Source organism: Arthrobacter sp. CAN_A1, assembly GCF_015751665.1.
Taxonomy (GTDB): domain Bacteria; phylum Actinomycetota; class Actinomycetes; order Actinomycetales; family Micrococcaceae; genus Arthrobacter_D.
Genome location: NZ_JADOUR010000004.1, coordinates 127,787 through 142,614 on the forward strand (window position 1 = coordinate 127,787; position 14,828 = coordinate 142,614).

Consider the following 14,828-nt stretch of genomic DNA (forward strand, 5'->3'; position numbering starts at 1 on the left):
CCTCCTTCCCCGCCTCACAGGACGGAACTTAAAGGTTGGTTGCGTTGTCAAAACTATCACAGCGGGCACCGCCCACCCCCTCAGGATCTAGTCTGTGAAGATGACAACGACGGCGAAGACGACCACGACGGCACCACCACCCTGGGGATCACCACAACCCGTCCAACCGCTGTGGGACAGGACCGTCCGGAGGGGCCCCGGCGTGATCAATGTGCTCCTGGTCGTCGTGGCGGCGCTGGTCCTGGTGGGACTGGCCTGGTTCCTTGGCAGCACCCTCGGCGGCGGTGCGTTGATCGTGTGCGGAATCCTCGCCCTCATCCCGCTGTCGATCTGCGTGGCAGGACTGATGTGGATTGACCGGTGGGACCCTGAGCCGCGGGGGGCACTCTGGTTCGCTTTTCTGTGGGGTGCCGGGATCTCGGTGGTCGCCACCCTGGTCCTGGGGAGCTACGTCACAGAATTACTGTCGCTCGCATTGGCGTCGACCCCGTCCGATGTGATTGGCCCGGTGCTGCAGGCACCTCTGGTGGAGGAGGTTGCCAAGGGTCTCGGGGTCCTGGTGCTGGTGTTTTCCCGGCGCAGCCACTTTGACGGCCCGGTGGACGGCATTGTCTACGCCGGGATGGTCGGCGCGGGTTTCGCATTTACCGAGAACATTCTATACTTCGGGGCAGCGGCCATCAATGGCGGTGGACTCGGCGAACTGGTGTCGGTCTTCGTGATCAGGGGCCTGTTCTCCCCGTTTGCCCATGTGATGTTCACCGCAGCCCTCGGTGCGGTGCTGGGACTGGCGGTCGCCCGCAGCGGCACCCGGTACATCTTTCCGGCCTTCCTGGCGGGCCTGGTGCCGGCCATTGCCGGCCATATGCTGTGGAATGGCGGCCTGCTGGTGCTGTTCACCGACTTTTTCGAGTTCTACTTCCTGATCCAGCTGCCCCTCTTCCTCGCCGCGCTGGCAAGCATCGTGGCGCTGCGGCGGGCCGAACGGCGTCTCACCGAGAACCGCCTCGGCGGTTATGCTGCGGCCGGCTGGTTCACCGCGCAGGAAGTCACCATGCTGGCCACCCGGGGCGGCCGGTCGCAGGCGCTGGGCTGGGCACGCCGGTTCGGCCGGTACCGCAGCATGAAAGCGTTTATCAGGTCCGCCACCCGGCTGGCCTTCACCCGGCAGCGCATCGTCGCCGGGCACGACGTCGAGCTCAATACCGGGCGGGAGCAGCAGCTGCTGGCTGACGTGACAAGGTTACGCACCGAACTGTTGACTACGGCAGCGTCCAACGCCCACCGTTGAGGCGGAACCTGATGCCCGGTCAGCGACGGTTGCCGCTGACCATTGGACTTTCCAGTGTGTGGGACATTTCCCGCGAAATCCAATAATAACCAGTGTTATTACCGATATCCGGGCAAGGCTACCCCGCGTTCCGCCGGGTTGTCGCCGGCACATCAGGAAGTGGTGCTGCTAGGCGAGAAGTGTCGGCTTCAGCTGCTGGAGGCGCCCGAGCAGGCCGTTGACGAAGGTTGGAGACTCGTCGGTGGAGAGCATTTTAGCGAGTTCGACTGCCTCGCTGACGGCGACGCCGTCGGGTACGTCAGCGTTGTACAGCAGTTCCCAGGCGCCGATCCGCAGAATCATCCGGTCCACTGCCGGCATCCGGTCCAGGGTCCACCCCTGGGAATAGGTGCCCAGGAACTCGTCGATCTGTTCGCCCTGCGTCATGACGCCCTCGATGATATCCACCGAGTAGGGGGCCACCACCGTGTCGGTCTTCTCCCGCCGGGCCTTGAGGGCCTCCAGGGGTGAGACGGAGCGCTGCTCCGCCTCAAAAAGGATGTCCAGTGCCCTACGGCGGGCTTTACTGCGGGCGCTCACTCGTTGACGCGTCCCAGGTAATCGCCGGTGCGGGTGTCGACCTTGACCTTGGTGCCGGTCTCGAGGAACAGCGGGACCTGGATGTCGTAGCCGGTTTCAACGGTGGCGGGCTTGGTGCCACCGGTGGAGCGGTCGCCCTGCAGACCCGGCTCGGTGTAGGTCACTTCAAGGACCACCGACGGCGGCAGCTCAACGTAAAGTGCTGATCCCTCGTGCATGGCGATGGTGACCATGAGGCTTTCGAGCATGAAGTTCTCGGCCTGGCCGACCGTCTTGCCGGGGACGGTGAGCTGATCGAAGTCGGACGTGTCCATGAACACGAAGTCCTCGCCGTCCTTGTAGAGGTACTGGTAGTCACGGCGGTCCACTGTGGCAGTTTCGATCTTCAAACCGGCGTTGAAAGTCTTGTCGACTACCTTGCCCGACAGGATGTTGCGCAGCTTGGTGCGGACAAAGGCGCCGCCCTTGCCGGGCTTGACGTGCTGGAACTCGAGAACGTTCCACAGGTTGCCTTCAAGCTTCAGCACCGTGCCGTTTTTGATGTCGTTTGTGGTAGCCACAGGGTCTCTTTCGTGTTAACACAGTGGGGTCCGGGCAAGCATATCCGGGGCGCACATGTGATGAGGTGGGAAAAGTCCAGAGCCCATTCTACCTTGTGGCGCGGGCACCGGGTGCTGAGCGGTGGTGGTGCAGGGTTTAGGAGGCAATCTCCTGGTAGGCGGCGAACAGCAGCGAGGTGTCGGGCACCTCAAGCATTCCGGGCCGGGCGACGTCGTCGAGCACCACGAACCGCAGAAGGTCACCCCGGGCCTTCTTGTCCCGCCGCATCCCATCCAGCAGCGCTGCCCACCGGTCCCGGCGGTAGGTGACCGGGAGCTCGAGGAGCTCAAGAACGCTGCGGTGGCGGTCGGCTGTCTCGTCGTTGAGCCGGCCGACCATGCGGGAGAGCTCGGCGGCGAACACCAGCCCCACCGACACGGCCGCGCCGTGCCGCCACGAGTAGCGTTCGGCAAGTTCGATCGAATGGCCCAGGGTGTGCCCGTAGTTGAGGAACTCGCGGCGCCCGTGGTCCTTGAGGTCATCCGACACAAACTCGGCCTTCACTGCGACAGCCCGCTCGATCAGTTCGCGGACCGTCGCTGAACCGCCGTCGGACACGGCAGCAGGATCCGCTTCAATCAGCTCCAGGATGCGCGGATCGGCGATGAAACCGCATTTGACCACCTCGGCCATGCCGGTCAGCAGCTCGTTGCGCGGGAGCGTGACCAGGGTGTCGAGGTCCGCCAGGACGGCTGCCGGAGGGTGGAATGCCCCGACAAGGTTCTTGCCCTCGGCCGTGTTGATTCCGGTCTTTCCGCCGACGGCGGCGTCGACCATGCCGAGCAGGCTGGTGGGAAGGTGAACTACCTTGACCCCGCGCAGCCAGGTGGCGGCGACGAAGCCTGCCAGGTCGGTGACCGCTCCCCCGCCCACGGCGACGACGGCGTCGGAGCGGGTGAAGTCGTTCTGTCCCAGGACCTGCCAGCAGAAGGCAGCCACCTGGATGTGTTTGCCCTCTTCGGCGTCGGGAATTTCTGCTGTCACGGCGGTGAAACCGGCGTCGGCCAATTCGGCCCGTACCGTGTCGCCGGTGCTCCTCAGAGCGCGGGGGTGGATCACCAGGACCCTGCGCACCCGCTCGCCCAGGACGGCGGGGAGCCGTTCAAGCAGGCCATGGCCGATGACCACGTCATAGTTTTCGGCAGCGGTGGTTCCGGTGACCTTGATGATGGTCGGTTCGCTGGTGACTGTCGGCTCATGCGCCATGACGGTCCCCTCCTTTATTCTGGTTCAGCTGAAGTTGTTCAATGAGCTCGGTGACAAGCTGCTCGATGCTGCGGCCCCGCGTGTCAAGTACGTGGTTGGCTAGGCTTTCGTAGAGCGGCCGCCGCTCCCGGTCCATCCGTGACCAGGCTTCCACCGGGTCGCCGGCCAGGAGCGGCCGGCTCCGGTCACGGGTAATCCGGCGCCGCACGGTGGCGAGGTCAGCATCGAGGAACACAACCCGCGCGCCGCCGAGCAGGGTGCGGGTGCCTTCGTCGAGGACCGCGCCACCGCCCAGGGACACCACCTGGGTGGCTGGTGCGGCGCCCAGTACCTCGGCGACGGCCCGTGCCTCAAGCGTCCTGAACGCCTGCTCGCCCTGCTGGGCGAAGATCATGCTGATCCGCCCGTGCCGCTGGACAATGAGCTGGTCGGTGTCCACGAACGTCCAGCCGAGGCGCGCGGCCAGGCTGGCGCCGACGGCTGACTTGCCGGTAGCCATCAGTCCGATGAAAACCACCGGCCCTACGGCGGGTGAGGGCATTAGTTCCCGGCCGAATTCAGGGACGTGGGAATGGCTGCCAGATAAGCTTCAAGATTCCGTGCGGTCTCCTGAACCGAGTCCCCGCCAAACTTTTCGGTCACCGCTTCGGCGATCACCAGGGCCACCATCGCCTCAGCGACCACACCCGCTGCGGGTACCGCGCAGACGTCGGACCGCTGGTGGTGGGCTCGGGCCGCGTCCCCGGTGCTGACGTCGATGGTGCGCAGCGCCCGGGGGACGGTGGCGATCGGTTTCATGGCGGCGCGGACCCGGAGGGTGTCGCCGATGCTCATGCCACCCTCGATGCCGCCGGCGCGGTTGCTGGTGCGCTCGATCATGCCTGAGTCACCGCGCACCATTTCGTCGTGCGCTTTGGAGCCTCTCCGCGCAGCAGTGAGGAACCCGTCGCCCACCTCGACGCCCTTGATGGCCTGGATCCCCATCAGGGCGGCGGCGAGCCGGGAGTCCAGCCGCCGGTCCCAGTGAACGTAGCTTCCCAGGCCTGGTGGCAGTCCGTAGACCACTACCTCAACGACACCGCCGAGAGTCTCGCCCTCCTTGTGGGCGGCGTCCACCTCCGAGACCATGGCCAGGGACGTCTCGCTGTCGAAGCAGCGCAACGGATCCTGGTCCAGGGCCAGCACATCGGTGGGTCGGGGAAGCGCTGATCCTTCGGGGACGGCAACCGAGGCGATTGCCACCGTGTGGCTCACGAGGCGGATGCCGAGTGCCGACAGGAACCGTGCGGCTACCTCGCCGAGGGCAACGCGGGCGGCTGTCTCCCGGGCGCTGGCGCGTTCGAGGACGGGCCGTGCCTCGTCGAACCCGTACTTCTGCATTCCGGTGAAGTCGGCGTGTCCCGGCCGGGGGCGGGTGAGCGGCGCATTGCGGGCCAGCTCGGCCAGTTCGGCGGGATCCACCGGATCGGCGGACATGATCCGGTCCCACTTGGGCCACTCGGTGTTGCCCACCTGCACGGCGACGGGCCCACCTTGGGTGATCCCGTGCCGGACGCCTCCAATGATACTGACCTGATCCTGCTCAAACTTCATCCGGGCGCCACGACCGTAGCCGAGCCGCCTGCGGGCCAGCGCCGCCTGGATGTCACCGCTCGCGATCTCCACGCCCGCAGGCATTCCTTCAATAATTCCCACCAGTGCCGGTCCGTGGGATTCTCCGGCAGTTAACCAACGCAACATGCTTCCAATCCTGCCACGGTGGCGCTGCTGTTTCAGCGCGCGGCGGCTCCGACTGCGTCACACATGACTTTTAGGACCCCTGCACCATCGGCGAAAGCGGCCCCCGAGAATAGCCTGACCTGTTCCACCGCCTGATAGATGAGCATCTCCAGGCCCGGAACGATGATGCCTCCCCGGGCCTGCCAGGCGCTGGCAAGGGCGCTGGGCCAGGGGTCGTAGGCGACGTCGAGCAGCACCGGCGCGGCAGTCGTCGATGCTGCGGGCGCGGCCAGGAGTTCGCCGCCCAGCGGGTCGGCTCCCCGCGGAGGCAGTGTTGAGATGGCGACGTCGGCGGTCAGGACACAGGCCGCGGCGGCGCTCCACTCACGGAGCTCGACGCCAAGGCCCAGAGTGCGTCCCAGGTCCTGCAGGGACGCGGCCCGCTCCGGTGAGCGGACGACGACGGTGGCGTGGTCAGCACCGAGAAGCTGCAGTGCGGCCAGTGATGCTGCAGCGGTTCCTCCGCCGCCCAGAATCACCGCGGAGCCGGGCGGGTGGGTCACTCCGCCGTATCTGAGCGCGCCAACAATCCCGGCAACGTCAGTGTTGTGGCCGGTGAGGACGCGGTCCGATCCGGCGCCGTCGACAGTCACCGTATTGAGGACCTTCAGCACCGCGGCGGGACCGGTCAACCGGTGCACCAGGGGAACCATCGCCGCCTTGTGCGGCATGGTGACCGACAGACCGCACCACTGATCGTCGTGGCGAACCTGCTCCATGAACGACGCCAGGTCCGGCGGCAGCACCTCGACGGCGTCGTAGCTGCAGTCCAAACCCAGGTGGGCGTAGGCGGCGCGGTGCAGGACGGGTGATCGGGAGTGCCCGATGGGGCTCCCGATCACCGCGGCCCGCCGGTGGCGGGTCCCTTCAGGGGTGCCGGCGGCGGAGTGCGCCGACGGGCTCACCTAGATGCACCTGCCGGGGTTGTCGGTGCACCAGGCCTGGTATTCGGCAACGTAGACGGCGTGTTCGGCGAGGGTTTCGGAGAACTTCGTTTCACCGGTGTCGAGATCGACGGTGACCCAGTAATAGAAGGGCACGTCAGCAGGATTGACCGCTGCATCGATGGCCTCGGCTCCCGGCGACCCGATCGGCCCCACGGGGAGCCCGGGGTTGGCGAACGTGTTGTAGGGGTTGGATTCGTCGGCGCGTTCCTCTTCGGTGAAGTCGAAACTCCGGCGGTCCAACCCATACGTGACGGTGGCGTCCGACTGGATGAGCCCGTTGGTCTCGGTGTTGTCTTCCTGCAGCCGGTTCTCGATGGCGCCCGACACCGCAGCGTAGTCGGCTTCACCCGCCTCGGCTTCGATGATGCTGCCGATGGTGAGGATCCTGAACTGTTCAGCGGGATCGGTGACGCCTGCGTCCTCCAGCAGGGCAAAGGAGGCATCGACCATGATCTGGAGCATCTCGGTGGCCGTCGCGTCGACGTCGAACCTGTACTCACCCGGGGCAAGATAACCCTCGAGGGTTGTCGCCTCTTCGGGGAGCCCGAACTGGGTGGGTTCAGCCGCCAGCTCATCGAATTCCTCGCGGGGGATGGCGGTCGACTCGGCAAGGATGTCCAGCGTTTCACCCTGACGCAGGCCCTGTGCCACGGCCGCGTAATGCACCTGGTTGGCTTCGACGTCGAGCAGGGCGAGGGCTGCACCCTCGGAGGACATCTGGTAGCTCAGCTCGTACTCGCCGGGCTGCACTTCGCGGCCATCTGCGACCTGCTGCAGCGCGGACACGAATTCGGCCTCGTCGGCGACAATGTCTACGGCCTGGAGGCCCGTGCCGATGGCCAGCGGACCGGCACCCTCGGGCACGGTGAAGACCACGCTGCCCTCCCCGGGTCCTGGATAGTCCTTGATGTCGTCGAGGCCCAGCAGGTCTCGCAGCATGAGGGAGACGGCAACCACGACGCCAATAAAGGCGAGGACGACCACCAGCATGACCACGGTGCGGCGGCGTCGGCGGCGCTGTCTCGCCTTCGAGGGGCGGCGGTTGCGGCGGTTGCTGGACCGTGGTTCGAAGAACTCTTCCACCGGCTGGACTGCCTGGTCGTGAGGGTCGTCGTACACGCCGTCGTGCTGACCATCGTCGGCGTGTCGACCAGGTTCGCTGTCGGCGGCCGGGAACTGGGGGTGGTGATGGCTCACAGTTCCAGGTTCCTTTCGCGGCTGTTCTCCGTAATGTCTGGCTCCTTGGTAGGGGACAGCTGATCCCGTGGTGAGTGGATCCGCTGTCGTGCTGCGACCGGTTCCCCCACATCCCGCAGCTGTGACCGTTGCATGTCGATGGCGTGCTGGAGAATTTCCACAGCTGCCACCTGATCTACCACCTTACGATGGTTGCGGGTATTCAAGCCAGCTTGGCGCAAGGACCGGTGCGCTGAAACAGTGCTCAGCCGCTCGTCGATAAGGCGGACACTGACGGCAAGGCTGGCCCGAGCAATCGCGTTGGCGAGCTCCAGCGCATACCCCCGCGCCATGTCCGTGGAGGCCGAATCGGTCCCGCTCAGGTTCCGCGGCAGCCCGACAAACACCTGGACGGCGTCGCGCTCGGTGATTTCCCTGATCAGGATATTGAGGTCTGACTTCTTTTTCAGATCCCTTTTCATGGTCCGCACCGGGGTGGCGAGGAGGGACCCGCTGTCGCTGCTGGCCAGTCCCACCCTGACCATCCCCACGTCGACGCCAAGCTTGACGCCGCGGGGGTAGTCGTCGGTGGGATTGGCCGGGTGATCGGTCATTGTCGCCTCACGAACCGGGTCAGCGGGACGCGACTGCGGCCCGGATGGCCGCGAGGGCAGCGCCGACCTGGGAGGGGTCGGAACCGCCACCCTGCGCGACGTCGTCCTTGCCGCCACCGCCACCGCCGAGGATCCCGGCGGCAACCCTGACCAGGGCGCCCGCCTTCACACCGGCCGCGCGGGCTTCCTCATTGGTCGCCACCAGCACCATGGGCCGGTCGTTGCTGACTCCGGCAGCCGCCACCACAGCGGCACCCGATCCGAGCCTGTTCCTCAGATCCAGCGCGAGGGTCCGCAGGTCGTCCGCGCCACCGATCGTTCCGGCGTCGTGGGCGAGGAGGCGGACGCCGTCGACGTCGACCGCACTGCCCGTCAGGGCGGCAGCTGAGGCGCCGAGGGCTTCCTTTCGGAGCCGTTCGAGCTCCTTTTCGGCGGCCTTGAGCTTGGCCAGGGTGGCCGACAACCGCTCCGGGAGCTGGACTGACGGCACCTTGAGCATGTCGGACAGCTCGGTGACGAGGGCTCGCTCGGCCGCGAGATGGCGGAACGCGTCCATGCCGACCAGGGCCTCGACGCGCCGGTTTCCTGAGCCTACCGACTGTTCGCCAAGCAGGGTGAGGGAACCGATCAGCGACGTCGACCCGACATGGGTGCCGCCGCACAGTTCGCGCGACCAGTCGCCGTCAATCTCGACCACCCTGACGGTGTCCCCGTAGGCTTCGCCGAACAGCGCTGTAGCGCCGAGGGCCTTCGCCTCGTCAAGCTTCATCAGCTTGGTCTCCACGGTGTGGTTGTTGCGGATCGCGATATTGGAGACCTCTTCGATCTCCGACTTGGCTCCAGCACTGATGCCCTCGCCCCAGGAGAAGTCGAACCGCAGGTAGCCTGCCTTGTTGAAGGAGCCGCGCTGCAGCGCCTCGGGGCCGAGGATCTGGTGCAGTGCAGCATGCACAATGTGGGTGCCCGAGTGGGCCTGCTCCCCCGCGTGGCGACGCTGCCGGTCCACAGCCGCCACCACTGGCGCGCCGACCGACAGCTCACCCTCCCTGACGACCGCCCGGTGGACGCTCAGGCCCTTCACGGGGCGCTGGACATCGAGCACCTCGACGAGGAACCCGTTGCCCGTGATGAGGCCGACGTCGGCGGCCTGGCCACCGGCTTCCGCATAGAACGGCGTCTGGTCGAGGATGAGGTCGATTTCCTCGCCCTGGGACGCTGCGGGTACGGCGACGCCGTCGCGCACTATTCCGGCGACGAGGGATTCGGTGGTGAGCTCGTCGTAGCCGGTGAAAACCGTCTGGCCGCTGGCCAACAGCTCGGTGAAAACCGACAGGTCAGCCTGACCGGCTTTCTTGCCCCGGGCGTCGGCCTGGGCGCGCTGGCGCTGCTCGAGCATCAGCGCACGGAACCCGTCGGCGTCGACGGCCAGGCCAGCCTCAGCCGCCATCTCGAGGGTCAGGTCGATGGGGAACCCGAACGTGTCATGCAGGGCGAACGCATCCTCGCCGGACAGGGGCCGGCCTGCAGCCTTGGATTCCTGGACCGCTCCCTCAAGCCGCGCGGTGCCCGACGCGATGGTGCGCAGGAACGCACGCTCCTCGGCGTAGGCGATCCGGCTGATCCGCTCGAAGTCCTTCTCCACCTCCGGGTAGGTGCCCTTCATGGCATCCCGGGAGGCCGGCAGCAGCTCCGGCAGGCAGGCGGATTCGACGCCGAGCAGGCGCATGGCGCGAACGGCACGCCGGATCAGGCGGCGCAGCACATACCCGCGGCCCTCGTTGGAGGGGGTGACGCCGTCGGCGATGAGCATCAGCGCCGACCGGATGTGGTCGGCCACAACCCGCATGCGGACATCGTCGGTGTGGTGCGGGTCGGTGTCCGATTCGGCGCTGGTGTAGGTTTTGCCCGACAGCTCGGCGGCACGGTCGAGGACCGGGCGGACCTGATCGGTTTCGTACATGTTCTCGACACCCTGCAGGACCAGGGCAAGGCGCTCCAGGCCCAGCCCGGTGTCAATGTTCTTTGCTGGCAGTTCGCCGGCGATGTCAAAGTCTTCCTTGCTGCGCACCGCTGACAGCTGGTACTGCATGAACACCAGGTTCCAGATTTCAATGTACCGCGGCGAATCGGTGGCGGGCCCGCCGGCGATACCGTACTCGGGTCCCCGGTCGTAGAAGATTTCCGAGCAGGGGCCGCCAGGGCCGGGCTGTCCGGTGCTCCAGTAGTTTTCGGCTTCGCCCAGCTTCTGGATCCGCTCGGCGGGAACTCCCACCTGGTCGCGCCAGATGGCGAGGGCCTCGTCGTCGTCCTGGTAAACGGTAACCCAGAGGCGGTCGGGGTCGAGTCCGAAACCGCCGTCGTCGAGGGACGAGGTCAGCAGTTCCCACGCCATCGGAATGGCGCCTTCCTTGAAATAGTCACCAAAGGAGAAGTTGCCGCACATCTGGAAGAACGTGCCGTGGCGGGCCGTTTTGCCGACTTCCTCGATGTCACCGGTCCTGATGCACTTCTGGATACTGGTGGCACGGTCAAACGGGGCCTTCTCGCGCGCCGTCAGATACGGGATGAAAGGAACCATGCCGGCGATGTTGAACAACAGTGACGGATCGGTCGACACCAGCGACGCCGACGGCACAACAGTGTGCCCCTTGCCCTCGAAATAGGCGAGCCAGCGGCGGGCAATCTCATGGGATTTCATGGAAGCTATCAGTCCTTATGATCTGTTCAGTGAAGGATCCTGTGGGTGGCGCCTCACTGGATCCGCAGTGCAGGGCCGGCTGGGAAGCCAGCGGCGGCTTAGTGGCCGGCCCGGTCGGGGCGGATGGCGGCGGGGTCGATGCCGAGGGCCGCCCGGAGGTCGGACTCGCGCTCCTGCATGCCTGAGCGCAGCGTGTCGGCGAAGTGGGCGATACCGTCGGTGACCTCGCCCATCGCGCGGTTGAGCCCGGCGGGTCCGTAGCTGTCAGCGACCGAGGAGAGTTTGCGTACGGCGATTACACCGATGGCGACACCGGCGCCCATCCAGATAACTCGCATGATCATGGTGTTTTTCATGGTTTTCCTCAACGGCTGCGGCGGCGGGGGGCGGGTTTGCTGCGACCGGCCAGGGCGGTGCGGACGCCGTAGGAGAACGCCGCTACCTTGATCAGCGGCGCACCCACGGTGGCGGCGACCAGGGAGGACAGGGCGGAGAGGTTGGCGGTCGCGTCGGAGACGTTGGACGTGATCCCATCAACGTTCTTCAGCTGCTGATGCGTGGTGGTGACGGTGCTGGTCACCTCTTCGATCAGGGGCGTGGTCTCGTTGCTGACGCTCCTGATCGTGGTCCGCAGTTCGTCAAAAACTTTACCGAGCTTCCACACCGGCACAGCGAGCAGTGCTACCAGCACGGCGAATACACCGGCTGCGATGAGACCGGCGATATCTCCACCAGACATGGATCGTGTCTCCTTTTGAATCAGGTAGCCGTCTGGGCGTCGATAGCTCAGCGGCGATAAGTTACCTCTGTACCTTACCTACTCAAAGGCCCGCGGCGTGTGCCGCGGGCCTTTGAACAGGGTCCTTGCTGAAATAGCTCAGGAATTAGCGTGCGTAGTACTCCACCACGAGCTGCTCTTCACAGGTCACGGGGACCTCGGAGCGCTTGGGGCGACGCACCAGGCGAGCCTGGAGCTTGTCCAGCTGGACCTCCAGGTAGCCGGGAACTGCTGGCAACACGTCGCGGTGCGCGCCTGCGGCGGCAACCTGCAGGGGGTCGAGGACCTCGCTGCGAGGGTGAACGTGAATGAGCTGTCCTTCGGCGACGCGGTAGGACGGGCGGTCAACGCGTGAACCGTCGACCATGATGTGACGGTGAACAACCAGCTGACGGGCCTGCGCGCTGGTGCGGGCGAAGCCGGCGCGGAGCACCAGGGCATCGAGACGCATTTCGAGCAGTTCGATCAGGTTCTCACCGGTCAGGCCCTTGGTGCGACGGGCTTCTTCGAAGACCCGGGTCATCTGGGCTTCGCGGATGCCGTACTGGGCGCGCAGACGCTGCTTTTCGCGCAACCGTACAGCGTAGTCACTGTCCTGCTTGCGGCGGGCGCGTCCGTGCTGGCCGGGCGCGTACGGCCGGCGTTCCAGATACTTTTCAGCCTTTGGGGTCAAAGCAATGCCGAGGGCACGCGAAATGCGAACCTTACGGCGGGCACGTGTGTTGTTAGCCACGAATACCTTCCATTATTTTTGCGGCAAAGCTGCTCTGCTGTTCGGCATGGTTTCCCAGCTGAACGGCAGGCACTTTCAGTGTCGCTGGCCTCCACTTGCGGAGAGCCGGGAGTAGCCGCTTCCCGGTACTACAGTTCGCCCGTGCACAACCCACGACTCAAGAAGACCGCCGGAGCGGAAATCCAGTAGATGATGGGCGCGCGCAACACGACTTGCCAGTCAACCGTCAATCCTAGCAGTGCCGGGCGGGCACCGGGGAATCACTTTCCGCGGATGATCCGCCGGAGCCGGGCCAGCCGTGACCCGATGTCCCGTTCGGCCCCCCGGTCGGTGGGCTGGTAGTAGTCGTGTCCGGTCAGATCGTCGGGCGCGTACTGCTGGGTAGCGATGCCGTGCGGCTCATCGTGCGAATACACGTACCCGCTGCCATGGCCCAGCTGCTTGGCCCCCGGGTAGTGGGCGTCCCGCAGGTGCTGCGGGATCCCCTGCCCGCGGCCGGCCCTCACATCGGCGACGGCCGCGTTGATTCCGTTGTAGGAGGCGTTGGACTTGGGTGCTGTGGCGATATGCACCACGGCTTCGGCCAGGATGATCCGCCCCTCCGGCATCCCGATCAGCGCCACGGCCTGGGCTGCGGCAACAGCGGTCTGCAGCGCCGTCGGGTCCGCCATGCCGACGTCCTCCGCCGCCGAGATCATCAGCCGTCGTGCCACGAAGCGGGGATCCTCCCCCGCTTCCAGCATCTTCGCCAGGTAGTGGAGTGCGGCGTCGACGTCGGATCCCCGCAGGGACTTGATGAAGGCGCTGGCGACGTCGTAGTGCTGGTCCCCCGCCCGGTCATACCGGAGGGCGGCCACGTCAACTGCCTTCTCGGCGTGCTCAAGCTCCACCAGTACCGGTGCGCTGGGATCATCGGAGGCCGAATGGGCCACCCCGGCGGCCGCTTCCAGCGCCGTCAGACCGCGGCGGGCGTCCCCGGCGGCGAGCCTGACCAGGTGCTCCATGGCGCCGTCGCTGACCCGCACCGACCCGTCGAGGCCGCGCGGGTCCTCGACCGCCCGGGTGAGGAGGTTGGCGATGTCCGCCTCGGTGAGGGGTTTCAGGGTCTGCAGGAGGGACCGGGACAGGAGCGGTGACACCACGGAAAACGAGGGGTTCTCGGTGGTCGCGGCGATCAGGACCACCCACCGGTTCTCCACACCGGGCAGCAGGGCGTCCTGCTGCGCCTTATTGAACCGGTGGATCTCGTCAAGGAACAGCACAGTGGTGGTGCGGTGCAGGTCACGGGCGGTGAGCGCCTCGTCCATCACCCGGCGGACGTCCTTGACTCCGGCGGTGATGGCCGAGAGTTCAACGAACGTCCTGCCCCGGCCCCGCGCAATGACGTGGGCGAGGGTGGTCTTTCCCGTTCCCGGCGGGCCCCACAGGATGACCGAGGAGGGGCCGGCCGGCCCGGTGCGGTCGGCGTCACCGGCCAGGCTGCGCAGCGGCGATCCCGGTCCCAGGAGGTGCTGCTGCCCCACCACTTCGTCGATGGAGCGCGGACGCATTCTGACGGCGAGCGGACTCCTGTGGCGTTCAGCGCTGCTGAGGCTGCGGGTGGGCGCGGCGTCGTCGTCCTCGTCGTCAGATCCGTAGGCGGCACTGAATAGATCATTCACACTGCCAAGGCTACTGTGAAGCACTGACGGCAGGAGCATCGGCGGCCGGACTACAGCGAGGGTGCACGCCATCGGCGTGCAGAGGGAGCAGTCATGGGATCACCGCGCCACGTGCTGGTGTCGCCCGAACGACTGCCCGGCTGGGTGGACCGGTTCGTCGCCGGGAACGGCGGGTTGGCGTCGACCGCGGAGCACGACGCCGACGTCCGCTCGCGCGGCGGGCTGATGCTGCGCGGGACCAACGGGTGCGTGGCCCTCCTGGAACCGCCCGGGAAATCTGCTGCCGGCCCCGGCGGTATAACCGTCGACGACCTCATTGCCGCAGCCACCCAGAACCGCCTGATCGGAATTGTGCTGGTGCGGCGCGGCGGATACGCGGTGGGGGTTGCCGACACGGGCAAGCTCCTAGCCTCGAAGACCGGCACCAAATATGTGCAGTCCCGGACCGCTGCCGGGGGCTGGTCCCAGCAGCGGTTCGCCCGACGCCGAGCCAATCAGGCGTCCGGGCTGGCCGACGCCGCGGCAATGCACGCGGCACGCCTGTTCGGGGAGCACCGTCCGGACTGCCTGCAGGTGGGCGGGGACCGGCCGCTGTCCGCCGAGACCCTGGCGAGCCCCCTCCTGCGGAGCTACCAGTCCCTGCCGCAGCTGAAGTTCCTGGTGGTACCCGATCCCCGGCTCGACATCCTGAAGCAGGCGGCAACCGATGCCCGCTCGATCAGGATCACCATCATCGACCCCTAGTCCCTGACCGGCCCGACGTCGC

General features: G+C 66.5%; 15 protein-coding genes. 2 read left to right on the forward strand and 13 right to left on the reverse strand.

The features are described from left to right. Positions 1 to 100 precede the first annotated feature (100 nt). On the forward strand, positions 101 to 1,291 hold the full coding sequence (locus IWX62_RS06420) for a PrsW family intramembrane metalloprotease (RefSeq protein WP_333483243.1): 1,191 nt from the start codon (positions 101 to 103) through the stop codon (positions 1,289 to 1,291). Between the two features lie 168 nt (positions 1,292 to 1,459). Here IWX62_RS06420 and nusB read toward each other — a convergent pair whose 3' ends face one another. The 13 genes from nusB to IWX62_RS06485 form a co-directional block, all read right to left on the reverse strand. Then, on the reverse strand, positions 1,460 to 1,870 hold the full coding sequence (nusB, locus tag IWX62_RS06425; RefSeq protein WP_196840553.1) for a transcription antitermination factor NusB: 411 nt from the start codon (positions 1,868 to 1,870) through the stop codon (positions 1,460 to 1,462). Continuing rightward, positions 1,867 to 2,430, reverse strand: a complete 564-nt coding sequence (efp, locus tag IWX62_RS06430) for an elongation factor P (protein ID WP_196840554.1) — start codon at positions 2,428 to 2,430, stop codon at positions 1,867 to 1,869. The genes nusB and efp overlap by 4 nt, the downstream gene beginning before the upstream one ends. Positions 2,431 to 2,566: 136 nt before the next feature. Then, complete coding sequence (aroB, locus tag IWX62_RS06435; protein ID WP_196840555.1) at positions 2,567 to 3,676, reverse strand: 3-dehydroquinate synthase; 1,110 nt, start codon at positions 3,674 to 3,676, stop codon at positions 2,567 to 2,569. Next, complete coding sequence (locus IWX62_RS06440) at positions 3,666 to 4,175, reverse strand: shikimate kinase (RefSeq protein WP_333483244.1); 510 nt, start codon at positions 4,173 to 4,175, stop codon at positions 3,666 to 3,668. Before IWX62_RS06440 ends, aroB begins: the two co-directional genes overlap by 11 nt. 41 nt (positions 4,176 to 4,216) lie before the next feature. Beyond that, a complete protein-coding gene (gene aroC, locus IWX62_RS06445; RefSeq protein ID WP_196840557.1) occupies positions 4,217 to 5,416 on the reverse strand; it encodes a chorismate synthase in 1,200 nt (399 codons plus the stop codon). Positions 5,417 to 5,448: 32 nt separating this feature from the next. Beyond that, positions 5,449 to 6,360 carry a shikimate dehydrogenase gene (locus IWX62_RS06450; RefSeq protein WP_196840558.1) on the reverse strand — a complete coding sequence of 304 codons (912 nt, stop codon included), beginning with the start codon at positions 6,358 to 6,360 and terminating at the stop codon, positions 5,449 to 5,451. Continuing rightward, a complete protein-coding gene (mltG, locus tag IWX62_RS06455) occupies positions 6,361 to 7,599 on the reverse strand; it encodes an endolytic transglycosylase MltG (RefSeq protein WP_196840559.1) in 1,239 nt (412 codons plus the stop codon). After that, on the reverse strand, positions 7,596 to 8,192 hold the full coding sequence (gene ruvX / locus IWX62_RS06460; protein WP_196840560.1) for a Holliday junction resolvase RuvX: 597 nt from the start codon (positions 8,190 to 8,192) through the stop codon (positions 7,596 to 7,598). The genes mltG and ruvX overlap by 4 nt, the downstream gene beginning before the upstream one ends. 19 nt (positions 8,193 to 8,211) lie before the next feature. After that, on the reverse strand, positions 8,212 to 10,890 hold the full coding sequence (gene alaS, locus IWX62_RS06465) for an alanine--tRNA ligase (RefSeq protein ID WP_196840561.1): 2,679 nt from the start codon (positions 10,888 to 10,890) through the stop codon (positions 8,212 to 8,214). Between the two features lie 98 nt (positions 10,891 to 10,988). Continuing rightward, a complete protein-coding gene (locus IWX62_RS06470) occupies positions 10,989 to 11,246 on the reverse strand; it encodes a DUF6167 family protein (protein WP_333483245.1) in 258 nt (85 codons plus the stop codon). 8 nt (positions 11,247 to 11,254) lie between these two features. Further along, positions 11,255 to 11,629 (reverse strand): DUF948 domain-containing protein, encoded by a 375-nt coding sequence (locus IWX62_RS06475; RefSeq protein ID WP_196840562.1) that lies wholly within the window; start codon positions 11,627 to 11,629, stop codon positions 11,255 to 11,257. 145 nt (positions 11,630 to 11,774) lie between these two features. Next, complete coding sequence (gene rpsD, locus IWX62_RS06480) at positions 11,775 to 12,401, reverse strand: 30S ribosomal protein S4 (protein ID WP_019482828.1); 627 nt, start codon at positions 12,399 to 12,401, stop codon at positions 11,775 to 11,777. A gap of 260 nt (positions 12,402 to 12,661) precedes the next feature. Further along, on the reverse strand, positions 12,662 to 14,062 hold the full coding sequence (locus IWX62_RS06485; protein ID WP_196840563.1) for a replication-associated recombination protein A: 1,401 nt from the start codon (positions 14,060 to 14,062) through the stop codon (positions 12,662 to 12,664). Between the two features lie 93 nt (positions 14,063 to 14,155). Between IWX62_RS06485 and IWX62_RS06490 the strand changes: the two genes are divergently transcribed. Continuing rightward, complete coding sequence (locus tag IWX62_RS06490) at positions 14,156 to 14,806, forward strand: acVLRF1 family peptidyl-tRNA hydrolase (RefSeq protein WP_196840564.1); 651 nt, start codon at positions 14,156 to 14,158, stop codon at positions 14,804 to 14,806. Positions 14,807 to 14,828 lie beyond the last annotated feature (22 nt).